Raw genomic sequence first — 19,292 nt, forward strand, 5'->3', positions numbered from 1 at the left:
TTTGGTTAGTCAAGTTCAGCAGTGAAGTCTAAATGTTGCAAATAGACTATGGAAATTAGGATAAACCAACTGGGTCAGTTGCCGCAACTGGGCTAGCTGCCGTATTTGATCTGAACAAAGCAAATGCCACAATGAGGCTAATTCGTGTTGATAGGGCAGTTGTGTCAGAAGAAGACAAGACAGTAAATTTCCGAGTTTTTCTGCCGGAGGCTGAGAGAACCAGATTCAAGGTTGCCTGTGCCAAGCATCGAACTACGATGAGTCAGAAGGCACTTGAGTTAATTCGAGCATGGCTAGACGCTGAGGAAAACGAAAATTCCTCAGCTAGTAAGGGTAAGGGAGATCAGAGCTGATTCGTAAATAAAAGCTTAAGATGCCATTCGCTTTACCATCAGACGAATCAATGAGCCATAAATCATTGCTTCACTTAACTTTGTGTACAACTCATAATCTTTACTCAAACGCCGAAATCGATTGAGCCTATAACCTGAGTCAACCCAGATTCAGTTCTCTTTAGATTTTATTTACGAATTAGCTCTCAATGATGGGGTTTCGTTCCTTTAAACTCAGTTGAATGGTTTTTACTTGAAACAAATGTATCGTTAGAGAAGTAAAGAAAGTACTTATATAATACCCCTTGGGGTTGGGATGATTCCAACGATGGTGCAGTATATAAAGGTGAAATGGCTTTAGACCCTGATCGCTTAACTGATGTTTATTTTGATAGGCTTGGGACTTTTGATACTGCATACATCCGCAACTAATTTATTCAAAGATTGAAAGACAGAAGATATAATTTTGAAAATCTTCCTCAAGGTTGGCCTACCTAAATTAATCTTAATTCTCTGATTGGCAAACTCAAAAATCAATGCTCATAACCATAAATAAATTTTATGACTAACGAGATTACGGAAAAATTTAAACAAGCCTCCGATGGTTTGTTAATGATAAGTGAATCAGAGTATCCTTTTGAAGCTTTTTTGTGGTCTAATCAAGCGCAAGAACCTTTGACAAATCAAAAACTTCTCCAGTTAACAGGACATCCTCAAGAAACATCAGTTGAAGAAGTAGAACTAGATTATTTTTTTCGGAACTGTGCCCAAGAAAAAGAATGGCACGATGAAATACAACAACAAAATGTGCCAAAGTTTAAATCACTTGTCAAAACACTAAGAGATCATCTCACTAATATCAAGGTTTATCGCATAGGTACGATAAGTATTCATGTCTATATTCTTGGTAAAACTCCAGATAAAGATTTAGGCGGAATTTCGACAAAAGTTGTAGAAACCTAACTAATCAAACATCAGCCTGTCTATAATTTACAGACAGGCTTTAAGTTTTAAGTGAAGTAAGTATCCTTACAAATTGTCAACTCTAGACTCAATCACACTTTGAACAGACGAAGAAACATTAGAGAGCAAATTGTAACCAGTGTTTGTTTCAATGGAATCAACACTAACTCTGTAGTTTGTCCAGTTATTATTTCTAATTCCCTGCGAATTAGGCATATTCACTGCAATTACTCTTGTGTTAGTAGTGACGCTGCTAGCATCAGAATTTGATGAATTTAATACTACAATAACCTTCCATGTTCTGGTCGGAACTGTAACGTTACCATTAGCAATTGTGTTTTTTGTTCCATTCGAGCCAGTTCCACCAGTGCCATAGGAACCCGAAATAATATAGAGTTCTTTACCCTGGTTTACTAAGTCTCTAGAATAGTTTTCTAGTGCAGCCCAAGGCCCCTGATTATTATCAGGTGACTGAGGAATTATATTCGTCATTAAAAAAGTAGCAGAGTTATTGGTAACTGTATTTGTCCTATCTGCTGAAGCAGTCATGTGTCCCCTGTCAAAACCGCTACCAGTATAATCGGAAGAAGTGACTCGGTAGCAGCTTGAAGGTAATGTAGTATCTGCACGAAAATCATCTTGGCGAGGTGCGCTTCCTAGCCATGATGTGTTTAGCTGCCAACTTACCCAATTTGGTGTCCCTCTATAGCAATTGTAAGAAACTGCGTATTGAGATTTGCTCAACAAAAAATTACTGTAACTACTGCCAGCATTACTAGGATTGCCCATTCTTAAATGAACGCTTGAGGTTTCGGCTATTAGTGGCTTTTGTAGATAATTAAGCAGAGTGAAAGATATTACTGTTGGTACAGCAATAGGTAGAATAGCCCTGAAAAAATGAGACTTCTTCATTTGTTACTATTTATTTGTTTAAATAAACTACAATTGTTTATGTTAAAGTTACAGAAATTAAATAAAACTTACCAATCGCAATATAGCTATGGTTGTATAAAGAAAGGTTAAAAAGCTGTAAATATTGCGTTAACATCTAGTAATTATTTAAGTGATTATCTGAAATTAGATAATCACCTAAATAAGATGAAAAACTTATATATTATTTGCTTTAATAATTGAGTGATGGCGCGGAGTGCCCGCGCCCAAGCGATCGCTATTTTCGCTCTATTGAGGACTAGAGAGTATTTTGACTGATTGACAAAATACGCTTTATATTAACTCCTCACAAAAGCTTAGAAAGAGGAAGGAATATTAAAAAATAGTCCTTGGCCGAATTGATCTTTCAAAAAGTCTTCCAGTTCAATTTCGTCGTCATTTGGAACTTGAAACCAAGTCTTGAAGTTGTGCTTCAAGTAGTATTTAAAAGATTTCCAACTGAAAAGTTGCTGTCCAATGCTTGTAATTGCGACGTTCATTGTATTTTCCTCAGGTTGTTTCAAGTATGTGATTAAGAATTGGTTAAACAAATTGGCGTTCCACAACAAGTGGATGAATTGTAGCAAGCTGTTCTTAGGCAGTTCTCGTACAGGGGAAGCAGACAGAGAAATTTTACAATTTGCTAAATCATTCCGCTTTCTCTGTAACGCCAACAAATTAATCATTGTTCAGCGATATTTGCACTAGCAAATGTATTGAGGAAGAGAATTATTCTGATTACAGGGATCTAACCTCAACTGATTCAATACCTGCTGTAATTCCACTTCTGATATATACTTCTCCTTAAGCGAACTGAAGTACAACAGTGCAGTTTCATAGCAGGCGACAGTTATGTTAGTGCGCTCTTCTGAAGTTAGTGCTGCCACTATTTCAACTGTCTCATCCACGTGCTTTACGTCACTACCTAAACAACTGTGCATTCGCAGGCAGCGAGTAGCATAAGTATTAGGTGGTAGTATCGCTTCTACCTGTTGGATATGCTCTGCTTTGATATTCATTGCTAGACGTTCCATCGTATAGCAATACCCAACGCAACCAATTGGATCTGCTGCTTGTACACTCTGAGTGAAGAAATTCAGCAAAGCCATAGCAGTCGGAGGGAGGAGTGCTTTGACTACAGCTTCCGCCTCATATCCCATCGATTGAATATCAAGCAAGGCGAGGCGATCGTGACCTTGTTCTTCACGAGCTTTCTGTGCTGCCCATTGTGCTAAACTCCAGCGTCCCAATCCAGCAAAGCGCCCAGCTGCTTCTTCCATTAATAGCGCAGTATAGTGAGTTAAATGGTAGGAAGCGGCAAGTTGCCAGATCCAGTGGGAGGGAGTTAAGGCAGGTGGCTTGCAGTTTGGTAATGTATCTTTGGCAGCAGATACTATAGCTCTATCTAGAAGCTTGCGAGTCTCAGATATAGTATCCCTGTTAAATATCAGTTGGATAAAGGGATTACTACTCTTTAGACTTAATTGGTTACTTTTGTTGGGTTTGTCGATGTTAGTTGAACGGAATAATAGATTCATGGCAAGTTTCTTTCATGGGTTGTTTCTACCCATTCACGAATAAGGTTGTAGAGGATAAAGCGTTGCATAACCTCTCTTTGAGCACAAAGAACTTTAAATTGTATCTTCAGGGAAGAGGGAATATATGCCTTGATATGCGTGATACTGTCTCGGTCTTCATCTAAGGTGTTAGTCATGAAAGAAGAAGTTGGGCCATCAGCCTTTACCCATTCGCTGATTAATACTTCCAAGACTTCACTCATCTTTAATCCATATTGTGCACAGAGCGCTTTAAACCGAAACTTAAGCGCTTTCGGCATACTACCTTTAATCACCGTATATGCCTCTTGCTCCTCCTTATGCATCCAGGTTAAAAAACGAAAGTTCAAAAGTCCTTTGTGATCTAGGGTAAGTTTTCTAAAAATTTTCACCAGTAAAGACTAGTGAAGTTAAGAAAAAAGTTATTTAGTAGTGACAACACTGCACGCATTTTCAGAAAATTCCAGAAAATAAAATATACAATTTTAATAATGATAATCATTGTATAAAAATAGGAGAGATTGCCGTTGGTAGCCTCTCTCTCGCCTTTTTGTAGTAAATTTAATGATGATTTGATTTTTGGGTGAATAGAGGTGTCAATACAATTAACGGATTCACTGAAAAAGTTGTTGAAGGAAACCGCACAGCAATTAAAAGGTGCGGACAAACGTAAATTTATAGCACAAACAGTTGTGGCATTAGGACACGGTGGACAGTCTCTAGCGGAGCGAGAGTTAGGATGGAATCGTGTAACTATTAGTAAAGGAATTAAAGAACTAACTACTAGTATCACTTGCGTGGATAATTATCGAAGTAGAGGACGTTATAAAGCAGAAGCAAAACTACCAAATCTTTTAGAAGATATCAAAATCATTGTCGATTTACAAAGCCCAATAGACCAAAATTGTAAAAGCCAAAGACTGTATACACGTCCTTCTGCGGCTGAAGTCAGACAGCAACTAATTGATAAATTTGGTTATAATGATGAAGAATTACCAACTTCGGAAACAATTCGTGTCAAGTTAAATAATTTAGGGTATTGCCTCAAGCCGATTGCCAAGATTAAACCTCAAAAAAATACCCGAAGCTGAATTTTAGAGAATCATTGGAATAAAAATATTTTTGATAGGGTTTAGACAGCATTATATTTTGCTAAAACTATGACTGGGAATGATAAGCATCCAGTTGTTAAGTTAGTCAGTCAAACTTACTTTATGGATACATTTAACTAAAAAAGCCATGTCCTACTGCACTTTCAATAAATATGGGGAGTAGGGAAAGAAAGTGTTTATTTCATTCGTAGTAGGTGGTGTGTCGTCTGTGCGGCTGCTCCTAAGTTGCTCTTGAGTGCAAATATTTATAAGTAGGTAAACATAATTAATTACACAATGTCATTGCGAATGCAGCGATCGCGGAGCGTCTCGTAGAGAAGCGAAATGAAGCAATCGCAAGGGCCGGGATTGCTTCGCTCACAATGACTGTAATTAATTTTGCGTAGTTACTTATTACAGATTTTTAGCTTATTAAAATGATTATCATTTCAAGCAATTGTATATTTTATTTTCTGGAAATCTCGAATATTGAAAAAGCTAAAAAAATAGTACAAACACTAATAATTTACAACAATAGTCTGTCTTCTATCTAAGGACTGAGATATTGATTATGTTTAAGTTAAATATTAGCTAATAATAACTTATTTTTTAGTTAAGTCAAAATAATGTCAAATACTGATTTGAAGTGTGACTGGTTATAGCTATTGAAGTTATCCTCTTTTTCTTCTCTAAACTAGGCGGTTACATTTTTAATATTTTCTTTATAATTTTCCTAAAATTCTATATCTTCACTAGTAAAAACCTGACTAAAGTAAAAAGATAGATAGCGAAAGGACTTAGGTAACGCGAAAACCAAAAGTAATTAACGCGAAATGCTAGCTCTTTCCTTTCCAGACTTTTGCTACAAAGCAAACATACTTAATCAATAAAACCTCAAGATGAAAGATTGAGAAGCAACTTCCAATTTTTCTAGATTCCAAAATTCCTTTTTTGCAAATAACTATTTAGTCACTACGAGGTCAGTTGTCATGGTTCAAATTCTTGAAAACCCAGCAGTCAAGCAACCACCAATTAGTAATAGAGTTGAAAGTTTTTTGCTAGATATGTTCGATAATGTTTGCCAAGCTATTGAGGAAATAGATGGAAGCAAACTTGACGAACAACGCTGGACAAGAGATGAAAGAGGCCAATGGGTACAAGGTGAAAACAGTAACGGTGCTATATATATCGACAAGTCGCTGCGGAACGGGAATGTATTTGAAAAAGTAGGTATCAACTACGTATCGATGCAGGGTGAGTTACCTCCTGGTGTGACTTTCCGAGGATCGGATGTTGTGATGGCTGACCCAACAACTATAACGCCAGATCAAAAAGGTACTTCTTTCTTCGCTACGAGTACCAGTGTTGTCATTAATGGATCTAATCCCATGATACCGACAGCACACGTTAACTATCGCTACTTTCAATTAGGTGATGGCACTGAACCTGGTTCTTGGTGGTTTGGCGGTGGAGGTGACTTAACACCAATTTACTTATTTGAAGAAGACGCAGTTCATTTTCATCAAGTACATAAAGCAGCTTGCGATCGCCACGATCTAGAACTCTATCCCCGCTTGAAAAAGTGGTGTGATGAATACTTTTATCTTCCTCATCGCAGTGAGTGTAGAGGTGTAGGTGGAATTTTCTTTGACAATTTACAACATTCCGATGTCGAAACTCTACTTTCCTTCGTAAAAACTTGTTCTGAAGCTTTCATCCCTGCTTATTTTCCGATTGTCAAACAACGTAAGGATATGGAGTTTACGGAACAGGATAAATATTGGCAGCGCATCAGACGCGGACGTTATGCCGAATTTATTCTACTGCATGACAGAGGTGTTCGATTCGGATTGGAAAGCGGCATTGTGAGTACACAAAGTGTTCTTAATTGTATGCCTGGAGAAGCTTTTTGGAACTATAATGACCAACCCACTGCTGATAGCCAAGAAGCAAAGCTTCTAGAGGTACTGAGAAATCCCCAGGAATGGGTGTAAAGACGGTCAAGAGCAAATTTGAAAACAGCAGCCGATAAAAAATGTTGGCTATTCAAATCCTAACCCTGTTTTGTTACTCTTGGAAAACAATAATCGCAGCAAGATTCCGAAACTTTTATCGAGTCAAGCTTTGAGTGTTTATTTTCTAACAGGAACTAAAATTTGTAACCAAAACCTGGAGCTTAAAGCTCTGAAAGGCTTTCAGTGATTGGGTTCTCCCAAAGTGATAAAAAGAGGGCTAATACCGTTTCACCTGAAGATTGATACAGATGACAGCCTGTTCTTCAGCAGGGCAGGCTCTTGAGCTAGTATCAAGAATTGAGTGAAATGGTATGATAAGCGCCTAATTTTTACTCTTTACATTTCTTTAGAGATAGCCTCTAAATAGGAAGTAACAAGGTATTTATGGAAAAATTGCCGACAAGTATTTTGCTAAAAATTAACAAATTATTTCGCTGGTCTAACTTAACTGAATTCACCAACTTCAAAACTGAAATTAGCAAGTTTTTCCAAGTTCAATGGTTGAGTCATTTCTCCATCAAGCAGGTACAAGAAGTTGATATTGTATTCCTGTGTATGTTTGCTAGCAGATATCTAACGTTGACGATCATTTTACTATACTTATGGAGTTCAATTCATACTAGTCCTGAATCACCAAGGACATGCTATCCCTGAAGTCAATCGTAGGATTATAGGAGCAAAAAAGTTTATGGCGATCGCTATCTAAAATTTAGCAGTAATCAGCCATTGATTAGCTCGTTTTTTTAGATCATTTAAATGAGTAACAAACACGGAGAACTGGCAATGGATAACGTTATAGGTATTGGCGACATTACCATGAACGATGTGATGCAAATGGATTCCTCTAAAGCAGTGAGTATGTTTAGGAATCGATTTGCAGCCTACAAAAAACTGTCAGATGAAATTGGAGAAGATGCAGCTTTTGAACAAATGATGTTAGCCTACCCTGGTCATCAAAAAGCGTTCATGGGTGCTTTTATTGACAATACCACCATAGCCAAAGGCTTTACCGATGCAATTCCGATCTTTCGGATCATGGGCTTCCAAATGCAAGTCGTAGATATTTCCCAAGAAGGAAAAGATGCTGCACTAGAAATTCAACGAGTTTGTCCAGTTCTTTCAATTGCCAAAGAATATGGACTTGAAAGCCCTTGCCGAGTTATTTGCGAGATGGAACAAGAAGCAACCAGGAGAGCATTTCCTGGAATGAAAGCCGCAATTATTAGCAAGCAGGCAGATGGTGACTGCGTTTGTATGTTCAAGTATGAAAGACCTGCTAAAGGGGTAGAAGTAAAGCCACAAAAAGCACCGAGCTTGTTCTCTCATATTCTCGATTTGATTCGCTTAACTCCTAAAATCTTGCAGATTGGGATGAACCTTTTAAAAACATCTCTTTCTAAAGGATCGTAACTTTTATGAATGGCATTGTTCAAGACCTCAAGCATTTGATTGCAGGTGAAGTCAGCAAAGCTTCAGAAATTTTGACAGAAGTTTCCGAAGATTTTGGTGGTATATTCCAAAAGTCTCCTCAAGTTGTTGTCACTCCTCAAAACGCTAACGATATTGCCCAAACTGTCAAATATGCCGCTCAAAAAGGATTAGTAGTTTCTTCACGCGCTGCGGGACATTCGTTAGGCGGTCAGTCTTTAAACCAAGATGGAATCGTTTTAAATATGAGGAATCTCGATAAAATTCGAGATATCCAAAAAGATCAACTCTGGTTTAAAGCTGATGCGGGGACTTCTTGGAATCAAGTAATTGATGCTTGTATTCCTGATGGTTTAGTTCCTCCCGTATTAACCAATTATTTTGGTGTTTCTGTAGGAGGAACTCATTCTGCGGGTGGTATAGGTGCAGCCTCTTTTCGTTACGGAAATCAAGCTGATAATTGTCTTGGTGTAGAAGTTGTAACCGCAGAAGGCGAGATTCTCTGGTGTTCGCCTGAAGAAAACAGCGAACTTTTTAATCACGTACTTTGCGGTTACGGTCAGTTTGGAATTATTACCCAAGTTCAGCACAAACTCAAAGTTTATCCTTCCCAAACCCGCACGTATTTGTTGTTCTATGACAACCTAGATGCTCTTTTGAATGACAAACGGGTTTTAGTAACCGAACAAAGGGTCGATCATCTCGTATCTTTCCCAGTTCCCTGTTTGCAAGGAGTATCCAGAGCTACAGGAATAATGCAACCTTTGATTCAATGGTTTTACACCTTGCGGATTACTGTTGAAGCAAATTCTCTTGACGCTATTGATGACAAAGAAATCCTTGCTGGCTTAAATTTTTACCGTCATATCCATACTGAAGACTTGGGATTTGCACAATTCATCGAACCGATGATTCAAGTAGATAGTAAGGATATCGCTCACCCTTGGATGGATGTTTTTCTTCCGGCGTCATCTGCTAAAAATTACATCGAAACGGCTCTCAAACAGTTGCCTTCTTTTCTCGATATCAGTAAAGCACAAATGGGCTGCTTTTGCTTGGTAAACCGGAATAACACGATGCCGATGTTTCGTTTACCGCAAGAGGAAGAACTGATTATTGGGTTTGGAATTTATCCCAGCATTCCGAAATCGCAAGTTCAACCCATCTTAGCTGAATTGAAAAAGCTCAGTAACCTGAGTTTAGAGATGGGCGGAAAAAGATATCTAACTTGCTGGATAGATTTTACTATTCAACAGTGGCAAAGCCAATTTGGCGATTACTGGCCAAAAGTTAATGAAATGAAAAGTAAGTACGATCCCAAAGGAATATTTAACTCTGGCTTTTTTGAGTACGAACAGATCGCACCACAGAAAAACCAGATCGTTGAGAATGTTGCTACTAAGTCTGCGATCGCAGTATAAGTCACTTCTCAATCATCTTGTTTAGAACCATCCATATTACTTGACCGAGGCTCTAGAAGAAGACAAACTTCAAAAGAGGAAACATGAATATCGCACTTGTAGGTCTTAGTCACAAAACAGCTCCGGTTGAAATTCGGGAAAAACTGAGTATTCCAGAAGAACGAATTGAAAACGCGATCGCCCAGCTGTGTAAATACTCTCACATTGAAGAAGCTGCCATTCTTAGCACTTGCAATCGTTTAGAAATTTACGTAGTTGTAAACCAGATAGATCGGGCAGCTCAAGAGGTGACAGAGTTTCTTTGCGAGTACAGTAAACTGGCTTTTGCAGACTTGCAGCAATACTTGTTTACTCTGCTACAGCAAGATGCTGTTAAGCATTTGATGCAAGTTGCTTCCGGTTTGGATAGCTTGGTGTTGGGAGAAGGACAAATTCTAGCTCAAGTCAAACACGCCTACCAACTGGTTCAGCAATACAATCAGGGCGAACGCATCCTCAATCAGTTGTTCAAGCAAGCCGTTACCACTGCAAAGCGGGTGAGAACGCAAACATCAATCGGTACGGGTGCGGTTTCGGTTAGCTCTGCGGCAGTAGAATTAGCCCAAATCAAAGTAGAGAAGTTATCGGCTTGCCGAGTGACAATTGTCGGCGCTGGCAACATGGCTCGGCGACTGGTGCAACATCTAATCTCTAAAGGCGCAACTCAAATTTCAATTGTCAATCGTTCCGTCGAACGAGCAGAGGAATTGGCGAATCAATTTAGTGATGCTGGAGTGCAATATTATTCCCTCGCTGAATTGATGTCCTTAGTGGCAGCTTCCGACTTAGTTTTTACCAGCACTGCTTCAGTTGAACCCTTACTCGATAAAGCCAAACTCAAAGCTGCATTGCAACCCGAACAGCCTTTGATGCTGGTCGATATTTCAGTGCCTCGTAACGTTGATGCGGATGTTAATGAGTTACCTCACGTGCGGGTGTTTAATGTTGATGATTTAAAAACCGTCGTTGCCCAGAATCAAGAAAGTCGTCGGCAAATGGCAATAGAAGCGCAAGCATTAATCCAAGAGGATGTAGAGGCATTTCAAACTTGGTTGCGATCGCGAGAAACCGTTTCTATTATTAGCTGTTTACGGGACAAACTCGAAAAAATTCGCGAACAAGAGTTAGAAAAAGCTTTGTCCCGTATGGGGTCTGATTTTGCTAAAAAACATCAAGAAGCCGTCGAAGCCTTAACTCAAAGGATTATCAACAAAATTCTCCACGAACCGATGGTGCAACTGCGGACGCAGCGAGATGTAGAAGCTCAACGTCTTGTTCTCCAAGTTCTGCAAGAGTTGTTTAATCTAGAGACAGGAGAGGTGCAATCTAGTTTTGTTGCCGAAACATCCTCCCTATCAATAAGTACTGTAGAGATAGCAGCAAAAAACATCAATCTTGCTCAAGTGAACCGGGAACATTTCAAAGTTGCTCAAATAAGACTTGAAAGTATTGAAGTCCATGCAAAAGTTGAAGAAGTTATTGCTCAAAGCGTAACTTAAGAAAATCCATGATTCTTAATAGCAATAACAGGAAGGAAGTATGTTAAAAAACTTCTGGTACGCTTGTGAGTTCAGCGCCGTCGTTACTACAAAGCCCAAACAAGTGCGGATATTAAATCAGAAATTAGTCTTTTACCGTAACGCTAAAGGACAACTGATAGCTCTCCAAGATCGCTGTCCCCATCGTGGTGCTGCCTTATCTCTCGGTTGGGTAAAAGATGATTGTATCCATTGCCCCTATCATGCCTGGAAGTTTCAAGCAGATGGGAAATGTATTAATATTCCTGCTAATCAACCCGGAATTCCTATTCCTAAGAATGCTCGTGTAGATAGCTATCCAATACAGGAAAAATACGGTTTTATCTGGCTATTTTATGGAGACTTACCAGAAGAAGAACGTCCGCCAATCCCACCCTTGCCAGAATTTGAAGACCCAAGTCTACAGAAAATTTTCTTTGAATACGAACTGAATGCTCACTACACCCGCACGCTAGAGAATGATATGGATATGTCTCATGTATCTATTATTCATTCCAAGTCCTTCGGCAATGGGTTTGCATTAGAGCAAAAAATGGAAGATTACGAGCTGAATGTAGGGGACTGGGAGGGTCACGCTAAAGTTAATGTCAGAGATTACACCAAAGCAAAAGACCTTTTCGCCTTTGTGTTTCGCCCATTGAAAGCCAATGTGAAGGTGACTCTAGGCTTTTATATGCCCAATATCACTCGGTTAGTGGTTGACTTCGGTCGTGGCAAGCTGGTTAATTTTACTGTCCACGTTCCTGTTGACGATCGCACCACTATTACCAAGCGAATTCAGTTTCGCAGTTTTCTAACTTTCCCTTGGGCTGATGGCATCTTTCAGCGAGCAGCTTACAAAGTTGTAATGGAAGATAAGGGAGTGGTTGAGTCCGAATATCCTACGGCAGTCCCCGATAAGTTGTCAGACGAAGTTCACGTTCCTTGCGATAACTTATCTCTTGCTTATCGCAAACTTCGGCAAAAATGTTTGGCTATGGGATGGGGTATGAAACCTGAGCGGCAGCAATCAGACAACTCGAACGGAAATTTAATGAAACCCGATCGGAGCCAATCAGATAACTCGAACGGAAATTTAATGCCACCTTCTCCTGAGAAAACAGAATGGTTTGTTTCAGCCATAGTGGGCGATCGCTCATGAACAGCTTCTATCTTATTGAAGAACTAAATTTAGAGTTCGCATAACTAGGGCGGGCAAGATGCCCACCCCACAAGATTGGATTGTTGCAAATCCCAAATTCTTGAAATGACAATTATTAAATCCAGGGAGAAATGTATGGGGAATTATACGTTACTGCAAGCGGCGCGAGGTGAGGTACTCGATCGCCCTCCGGTATGGGTGATGCGCCAAGCAGGCCGCTACATGAAAGTTTATCGAGATTTGCGTCAGAAGTATCCTTCGTTCCGCGATCGCTCCGAAAACCCCGATTTAGCCGTGGAAATCTCGCTGCAACCTTTCCATGCCTTCCAACCCGACGGGGTGATTATGTTCTCAGATATCCTCACGCCGTTGCCTGGTATGGGTATCTCCTTTGACATTATCGAAAGTAAAGGGCCAATATTCGAGCAGCCAATCCGCACATCAGCCCAAATTGAGGCGCTGACTGCCCTCGAACCCGAAGCTTCTTTACCCTTTGTGCAGCAAATTCTGAGGACGCTACGCCAAGAAGTTAACGGTCAAGCTACCGTCTTGGGCTTTGTTGGCGCTCCTTGGACGCTAGCTGCCTATGCAATTGAAGGTAAAAGCTCGAAAGACTACGCCATTATCAAAAGGATGGCTTTCTGCCAACCTGCGATGCTGCATCAATTTTTAGGTAAACTGGCAGATGCGATCGCGGTTTACGCCCGCTACCAAATTGATGCCGGTGCCCAAATCGTGCAACTGTTTGACTCTTGGGCGGGACAACTCAGCCCTGAAGATTTCCAAACGTTTTCTCTACCTTACCTGCAACGAGTCGTGCAACAGGTGAAAGCAACGCACCCGGACACGCCCCTAATTTTGTATATCAACAACAGTGCTGGCATCCTAGAGTTAATGGCGCAATCGGGTGTCGATATCGTCAGCGTAGACTGGACTGTAGATATGGCAGTAGCGCGGCAGCGACTCGGCGCAAATATTGGAGTGCAAGGAAATATCGATCCCTGCGTGTTGTTCGGTACTAAAGAGCTAATCCGCGCTCGCATTCTAGACACGATCCGTAAAGCGGGGAACCAAAAGCACATCCTCAATCTCGGTCACGGGATTTTACCGAACACTCCAGAAGAGAATGTTGCTTTCTTTTTCGAGACAGTCAAGCAGCTCAACTACGCGTCAAACAATCTCAACTAAAAGCTATGACTTCAGTGCAACCCGCTTCATCTAATATTTCTAGTCCCATTCGCACCATCCGCATCGGTTCTCGTAAAAGCCAACTCGCACTCGTGCAAACTTACTGGGTTCGAGAACAACTCCAAAAGCATTTTCCCGATATTTCCTTTGAAGTCCACACCATGTCCACCCAAGGCGACAACATCTTAGATGTGGCCTTAGCCAAGATTGGCGATAAGGGATTATTCACCAAAGAACTTGAATTGGGAATGCTCAATCAGGAGATTGACTTTGCGGTTCACTCTCTCAAGGATCTGCCGACTTGCTTGCCAGAGGGGTTAGCCTTAGCAGCCGTAACAGAACGGGAAAACCCAGCAGATGCTTTAGTTGTGCATCAAAAGCACAAAGATAAGCAAATCGATACGCTGCCAGAAGGCACAGTGATCGGCACTTCTTCCCTGCGCCGCCTTGCACAATTGCGTTATCACTTCCCCCACTTTACTTTTAAGGATGTGCGCGGTAACTTAAATACGCGCTTGGCAAAGCTGGATGATGGAGAGTACGATGTGCTGATTTTGGCAGCAGCAGGGTTGCAGCGATTGGGGATGAGCAATCGCATTCATCAAATTCTGCCCACCGAACTTTCTCTTTATGCCGTCGGACAGGGAGCGTTAGGGATTGAATGCCGCACTGACGATTTGCAAGTGCTGTCATTACTCAAAGCAATCGAACACGTCCCTACCCGCGATCGCGTTTTAGCCGAACGTGCCTTCTTGCGAGAACTAGAAGGTGGTTGCCAAGTACCAATCGGTGTTGATACCCAACTAGACGAAAATACGCTGACATTAACAGGGTTAGTCGCCAGCGTCGATGGCAAACGTCTAGTCAAAGATTCTGTTACCGGCACTGCTAGCGAGGCAGAAAATTTAGGTATTCAATTAGCCCATAAATTGCGGCAACAGGGAGCTACAGAGATTTTGGCTGAAATTTTCCAGACAGTCCAGCGTAGTTAGGTAGACACAAGTTGAATTACCCCCCTTAATCCCCCCTTAGAAAGGGGGGAAACAGCAAATCTAGTTCCCTCCCCTTTCCAAGGGGAGGGTTAGGGTGGGGTAAAACTGACACTAAAACTCAGTTAGTAAACTATTTCAGACTTGTGTGTACACCGTAGCCTTTACCCATTTCTGCAAGAAGTCTATTGGCTAAGTAAAGCCTTTCATCAAATACTATGTTTCCAATTCATCGCCCGCGTCGGCTAAGAAGCCATCCCCAACTGCGGCGGATGGTGCGCGAAAACGTCCTGACAACCAGCGATTTAATCTACCCTCTTTTTGCCGTACCAGGTGAGGCGATCGCTAACGAAGTCAAATCTATGCCCGGAGTTTACCAGCTTTCTGTAGACAAAATCGTGGAAGAAGCGAAGGAAGTCTACGACCTCGGCATTCCAGCTATTATTTTATTTGGCATTCCTGAAGATAAGGATTCAGATGCAACGGGCGCTTGGCACGATTGCGGGATCGTGCAGAAAGCTGCTACTGCCGTTAAAGAAGCCGTACCCGACTTAATCGTTATCGTCGATACTTGCTTGTGTGAATACACTAGTCACGGTCACTGCGGCTATTTAGAAGTAGGAGATTTAACCGGGCGAGTTCTCAACGACCCAACCCTGGAATTGCTGAAAAAAACGGCAGTTTCACAAGTTAAAGCGGGTGCAGATATCATCGCACCTTCGGGAATGATGGATGGTTTCGTGCAAGCCATTCGTTTGGGTTTAGATGAAGCAGGCTACCAAGATACGCCGATATTATCTTACGCCGCCAAGTATGCCTCGGCTTACTACGGGCCTTTCCGCGATGCCGCCGACTCAACACCGCAATTTGGCGATCGCCGAACCTACCAAATGGACTCCGGTAACGGTCGTGAAGCCTTAAGAGAAATCGAACTCGACATTACCGAAGGTGCAGATATGTTAATGGTCAAGCCAGCCTTGGCCTACATGGATATTATCTGGCGCGTTAAGGAAGCAAGCAACTTACCCGTTGCTGCTTACAACGTTTCTGGCGAATACTCGATGGTTAAAGCTGCTGCCCTCAACGGTTGGATTGACGAAGAACGGGTGGTAATAGAAACATTGACTGGCTTTAAACGGGCTGGTGCTGACTTGATTTTGACTTATCACGCCAAAGATGCTGCTCGTTGGTTAGCGAAACTTGGCAATTAAACTTTCTAGTTTTGATTTCATGTTGTCGATGTAGAGGAAGAATTTATCATGTTCATTCCACTCGGTTTTGTTCAACGCTCCGTTTTAACCAGCTTGGGAAAAATTGCTTATTACACTAACCAAGGTGAACTTTGGGCAACCGATGGAATGGGCGATACGCCATCGGATACGTTACGCGACCGCGAAACTTTAATATTCTTCCACGGGATTGGAGGTGGAGCATCTGCCTACGGGTGGTCGAAGGTCTATCCAGCATTTGCAGGGGAGTTTAGAGTGTTAGCACCCGACTTAATTGGCTGGGGGCGATCGGATCATCCCGAACAAAATTATCTTCCGAAGGACTACATCCTGATGCTAATTGAGTTCATCGAGAAGACGTGCCAAGGCCCTGTAACAATAATTGCTTCTTCCCTAACTGGAGCATTTGCAATCCGAGCAGCAATCGAACGTCCCGACCTGTTTAAGTCACTTATTCTCACGCTTCCCTCAGGTATCAAAGACTTCAGACAATACTACAGCAATAGCTTTTTTGCTCAAATTGCTAGTATTCCTATTCTCGATCGCGTTCTTTACGCAGGCCAAGTCAGCAACTTTGGCATTCGTGACTTTTTTGAGCGAGTGTTTGCTCAACCCAATCGTCTTTCTCCCGAAATTGTAGAAGCTTTTGTGCAATCGGCGCAGCAGCCAAATGCCGAGTATGCTGCTCTATCATTTTTACAAGGTAGCTCATCCTTCGATCTATCAGAATACATTCCAAAATTGACAACACCTACCATCTTTATTTGGGGAAGCCAAGCGAAGTTTACAGGGCCGGAAGTAGGGCGTCGCCTTGCAAATCTAAATCCACAAGCAATCCAAGCATTTATAGAACTAGAAGATGTAGGGTTGAATCCAGAACTGGAAGTGCCGGAAGTAATTATCGGATTAATTCGGAAGTATTTGCCTGTGTTGAGGCAGTAAGTTTTTGAGAAACTTCACTGTTTTTAAAGCCTTTCTTGGTTCAAATGTTCGTTATTAGGAAATAGGAAAAATAGGTTGATTTTATGAAGACTACTTTAACTCCTCAAACAACTCAATCCAAATCTCTACCCCCAGTTGATGCCAAGACTAGAGTCAGTCAATTGATGCGACAGTTGCAAGACGAAATCTGTCAGGGTTTGCAACAGCTAGATGGCGGAGGCACGTTTCAAGAAGATACATGGGAACGACCTGAAGGAGGCGGCGGCAGATCCCGCGTCATCCGCGATGGTGCAGTATTCGAGCAAGGTGGAGTTAATTTCTCTGAAGTCTGGGGTTCTCATCTGCCGCCTTCAATCTTGGCACAACGTCCTGAAGCGGAGGGACATCAGTTTTATGCCACCGGAACTTCAATGGTATTGCATCCGCGCAATCCTTACGTGCCAACGGTTCATCTCAACTACCGCTACTTTGAAGCTGGCCCGGTTTGGTGGTTTGGCGGTGGCATCGATCTAACGCCTTACTATCCGTTTGCTGAAGATGCAGCCCATTTTCATTACACATTAAAGCAGGCTTGTGACGCACACGATCCCGAATATTATCCAGTCTTTAAACCTTGGTGCGACGAGTATTTTTATCTCAAACATCGTCAAGAAATGCGGGGCATTGGCGGGATCTTTTTTGACTATCAGGACGGTCAAGGTCAGCTTTATCGAGGCCCCGATCCCAAAGGTGTAGCAGCAATCACCAGCGATCGCGTTGACATCCCAGCATCCCGCAATTGGGAAGAATTATTTGCATTCGTGCAGGATTGTGGTAGAGCTTTTATACCTGCTTACACGCCAATTGTCAAGCGGCGGCAGTCAATGGAGTATGGCGATCGCGAACGTAATTTTCAATTATATCGGCGTGGACGTTACGTTGAATTCAACTTAGTCTATGACCGGGGCACAATTTTCGGACTGCAAACTAACGGACGCACGGAGTCAATTTTGATGTCTTTACCTCCATTAGTGCGTTGGGAGTACGGCTATCAACCCGAACCAAATACCCCAGAAGCCGAGTTATACCAAGTATTCTTAAAGCCTCAAGATTGGGCAAGCCTGACATCGCTTCTGGTTTAACTTTTGCCGTCAAACCGTTGCTTGGCTGCTTTGCGTTACTAAAGTCCTCACTGAAATTTGAAGGATTGACATGAATTTACAATTGCTCTCGAAACCTTCAAAGCAATGGACGCTAGCTGTCGTTGTTGCTGGTACTGCCCTTACAGGAATTATCGCTTTCTACGGTATTTCTCAATCAAAATCAACCAGCAAACCCGTTGAAGTTGTGCAAACCAGACCAAAGATTGAGGAAGTTACTGCTTTAGGACGGATAGAACCAGCAACGGAAGTCATCAAAGTATCCGTACCTGCTACGTTAAGCAACGATCGCGTAGCCAAATTACTCGTACAGCGTGGCGGTAGTGTTAAAGCAGGTCAAACGATCGCCATTATGGATTCGCGCGATCGTTTGCAAAATGCTCTACTGGAAGCACAAGCACAAGTCAAAGTATCCCAGGCAGAGTTAGCCAAGGTGCAAGCCGGCGCTAAATCTGGAGAGATTGCCGCCCAAAAAGCTGAAATCGATCGCCTGGAAGAAGAGTTAAAGGGCGAAATAGCTACAAGAGATGCCACTATCTCTCGCTGGCAAGCCGAAGTCAAAACTGCCAATAGTGAGTATAGTCGGTATTCCTCGCTTTACCAAAATGGAGCGATTTCTGCTGTAGAAGTAGACCGAAAACAACTTGCTCAGGAAACAGCGCAAGCACAGCTTACCGAAGCGAGAGCTAACCAAAATAAGAGTGTAGATACTCTACGCCAGCAGATCCAGCAAGCTAAGGCAACCCTAAATAAGATTGCTGAGGTACGTCCGGTAGACGTGCAAGCAGCTGATGCCGAGGTCAACAAAGCGATCGCCGCAGTCAAAAAGGCTGAAGCCGATCTCGCTGAAGTTTATATTCGCGCGCCCATAGCAGGTCGCATTCTCGATATTAAGGCCAAACCCGGAGAAGTTGTTGGTGAGAAAGGCATTGCCGAACTCGGACAAACTAGCTCGATGCAAGCGATCGCAGAGATATATCAAACTGATATTGGTAAAATTCGTGAAGGTCAACAGGTAACGATTTCGAGTGAGTCGTTCTCCCCAGAGTTGCGCGGAACTGTTCGGCTCATTGGACTACAAGTGATCCAACAAGAAGTAACTAGCGGCGAACCTGGAGAAAACCTCGATCGCAAAGTCATTGAAGTAAGAATTGCACTCGATCCCCAAGCTAGCAAACGAGTTGCGAACTTAACTAACTTGCAAGTACAGGTTGCCATTCAGCCGAATAACAATATCAACCAATAAGAGGGAACTAGCAAAATTAATACTAACTCTCAAAAATAATGCAACAAATAGACAATCTTGTAGAGACGCGATGAATCGCGTCTTCACTTCACCCAAGATATGTTC

Annotated in this window: 15 protein-coding genes and 3 pseudogenes; 14 read left to right on the forward strand and 4 right to left on the reverse strand. The window is 42.0% G+C overall.

The window, feature by feature from the left end; genetic code table 11:
* Window positions 1-131 precede the first annotated feature (131 nt).
* Window positions 132-353 carry a plasmid partition protein ParG gene (locus tag V7K45_RS06560; protein WP_335001562.1) on the forward strand — a complete coding sequence of 74 codons (222 nt, stop codon included), beginning with the start codon at window positions 132-134 and terminating at the stop codon, window positions 351-353.
* A gap of 15 nt (window positions 354-368) precedes the next feature.
* On the opposite strand, the pseudogene V7K45_RS06565 reads toward V7K45_RS06560, so the two are convergent.
* Window positions 369-476: pseudogene (locus V7K45_RS06565) on the reverse strand (IS5/IS1182 family transposase); the annotation flags it as partial.
* Between the two features lie 417 nt (window positions 477-893).
* Here V7K45_RS06565 and V7K45_RS06570 point away from each other — a divergent pair.
* Window positions 894-1,295, forward strand: coding sequence for a nuclease A inhibitor family protein (locus V7K45_RS06570; protein ID WP_335001564.1), 402 nt, complete (start codon window positions 894-896; stop codon window positions 1,293-1,295).
* A 66-nt stretch (window positions 1,296-1,361) separates the two neighbouring features.
* Here V7K45_RS06570 and V7K45_RS06575 read toward each other — a convergent pair whose 3' ends face one another.
* The 3 genes from V7K45_RS06575 to V7K45_RS06585 form a co-directional block, all read right to left on the reverse strand.
* Window positions 1,362-2,207, reverse strand: coding sequence for a DNA/RNA non-specific endonuclease (locus tag V7K45_RS06575; protein ID WP_335001566.1), 846 nt, complete (start codon window positions 2,205-2,207; stop codon window positions 1,362-1,364).
* Between the two features lie 722 nt (window positions 2,208-2,929).
* Window positions 2,930-3,763: a hypothetical protein gene (locus V7K45_RS06580; RefSeq protein WP_335001568.1), complete on the reverse strand. Its 834-nt coding sequence runs from the start codon at window positions 3,761-3,763 to the stop codon at window positions 2,930-2,932.
* Window positions 3,760-4,173, reverse strand: a complete 414-nt coding sequence (locus tag V7K45_RS06585; RefSeq protein ID WP_335001570.1) for a hypothetical protein — start codon at window positions 4,171-4,173, stop codon at window positions 3,760-3,762. Before V7K45_RS06585 ends, V7K45_RS06580 begins: the two co-directional genes overlap by 4 nt.
* 207 nt (window positions 4,174-4,380) lie before the next feature.
* Here V7K45_RS06585 and V7K45_RS06590 point away from each other — a divergent pair.
* The 12 genes and pseudogenes from V7K45_RS06590 to V7K45_RS06645 all read left to right on the forward strand — a co-directional run.
* A pseudogene (locus V7K45_RS06590) lies at window positions 4,381-4,857 on the forward strand (hypothetical protein); the annotation flags it as partial.
* A 1,004-nt stretch (window positions 4,858-5,861) separates the two neighbouring features.
* On the forward strand, window positions 5,862-6,866 hold the full coding sequence (gene hemF / locus V7K45_RS06595; RefSeq protein WP_335001572.1) for an oxygen-dependent coproporphyrinogen oxidase: 1,005 nt from the start codon (window positions 5,862-5,864) through the stop codon (window positions 6,864-6,866).
* 777 nt (window positions 6,867-7,643) lie between these two features.
* A complete protein-coding gene (locus tag V7K45_RS06600) occupies window positions 7,644-8,297 on the forward strand; it encodes an L-2-amino-thiazoline-4-carboxylic acid hydrolase (RefSeq protein ID WP_335001574.1) in 654 nt (217 codons plus the stop codon).
* A gap of 5 nt (window positions 8,298-8,302) precedes the next feature.
* Entirely contained in the window at window positions 8,303-9,736 is a 1,434-nt protein-coding gene (locus V7K45_RS06605; protein ID WP_335001576.1) for an FAD-binding protein, read from the forward strand.
* Between the two features lie 83 nt (window positions 9,737-9,819).
* A pseudogene (locus V7K45_RS06610) lies at window positions 9,820-11,103 on the forward strand (glutamyl-tRNA reductase); the annotation flags it as partial.
* Between the two features lie 211 nt (window positions 11,104-11,314).
* Window positions 11,315-12,454 (forward strand): aromatic ring-hydroxylating dioxygenase subunit alpha, encoded by a 1,140-nt coding sequence (locus V7K45_RS06615; RefSeq protein ID WP_335001578.1) that lies wholly within the window; start codon window positions 11,315-11,317, stop codon window positions 12,452-12,454.
* A 135-nt stretch (window positions 12,455-12,589) separates the two neighbouring features.
* Window positions 12,590-13,642 carry a uroporphyrinogen decarboxylase gene (gene hemE, locus V7K45_RS06620; protein WP_335001580.1) on the forward strand — a complete coding sequence of 351 codons (1,053 nt, stop codon included), beginning with the start codon at window positions 12,590-12,592 and terminating at the stop codon, window positions 13,640-13,642.
* A 5-nt stretch (window positions 13,643-13,647) separates the two neighbouring features.
* Window positions 13,648-14,634, forward strand: coding sequence for a hydroxymethylbilane synthase (hemC, locus tag V7K45_RS06625; protein ID WP_335001582.1), 987 nt, complete (start codon window positions 13,648-13,650; stop codon window positions 14,632-14,634).
* 215 nt (window positions 14,635-14,849) lie between these two features.
* Entirely contained in the window at window positions 14,850-15,842 is a 993-nt protein-coding gene (gene hemB / locus V7K45_RS06630) for a porphobilinogen synthase (protein ID WP_335001584.1), read from the forward strand.
* 48 nt (window positions 15,843-15,890) lie between these two features.
* A complete protein-coding gene (locus V7K45_RS06635) occupies window positions 15,891-16,802 on the forward strand; it encodes an alpha/beta fold hydrolase (protein WP_335001586.1) in 912 nt (303 codons plus the stop codon).
* Window positions 16,803-16,885: 83 nt separating this feature from the next.
* Complete coding sequence (hemF, locus tag V7K45_RS06640; RefSeq protein WP_335001588.1) at window positions 16,886-17,923, forward strand: oxygen-dependent coproporphyrinogen oxidase; 1,038 nt, start codon at window positions 16,886-16,888, stop codon at window positions 17,921-17,923.
* Between the two features lie 70 nt (window positions 17,924-17,993).
* Window positions 17,994-19,187 (forward strand): ABC exporter membrane fusion protein, encoded by a 1,194-nt coding sequence (locus V7K45_RS06645; RefSeq protein ID WP_335001590.1) that lies wholly within the window; start codon window positions 17,994-17,996, stop codon window positions 19,185-19,187.
* Window positions 19,188-19,292: the final 105 nt, after the last annotated feature.

Origin of the sequence: Nostoc sp., from assembly GCF_036917375.1 — a bacterium.
GTDB lineage: Bacteria > Cyanobacteriota > Cyanobacteriia > Cyanobacteriales > Nostocaceae > Nostoc.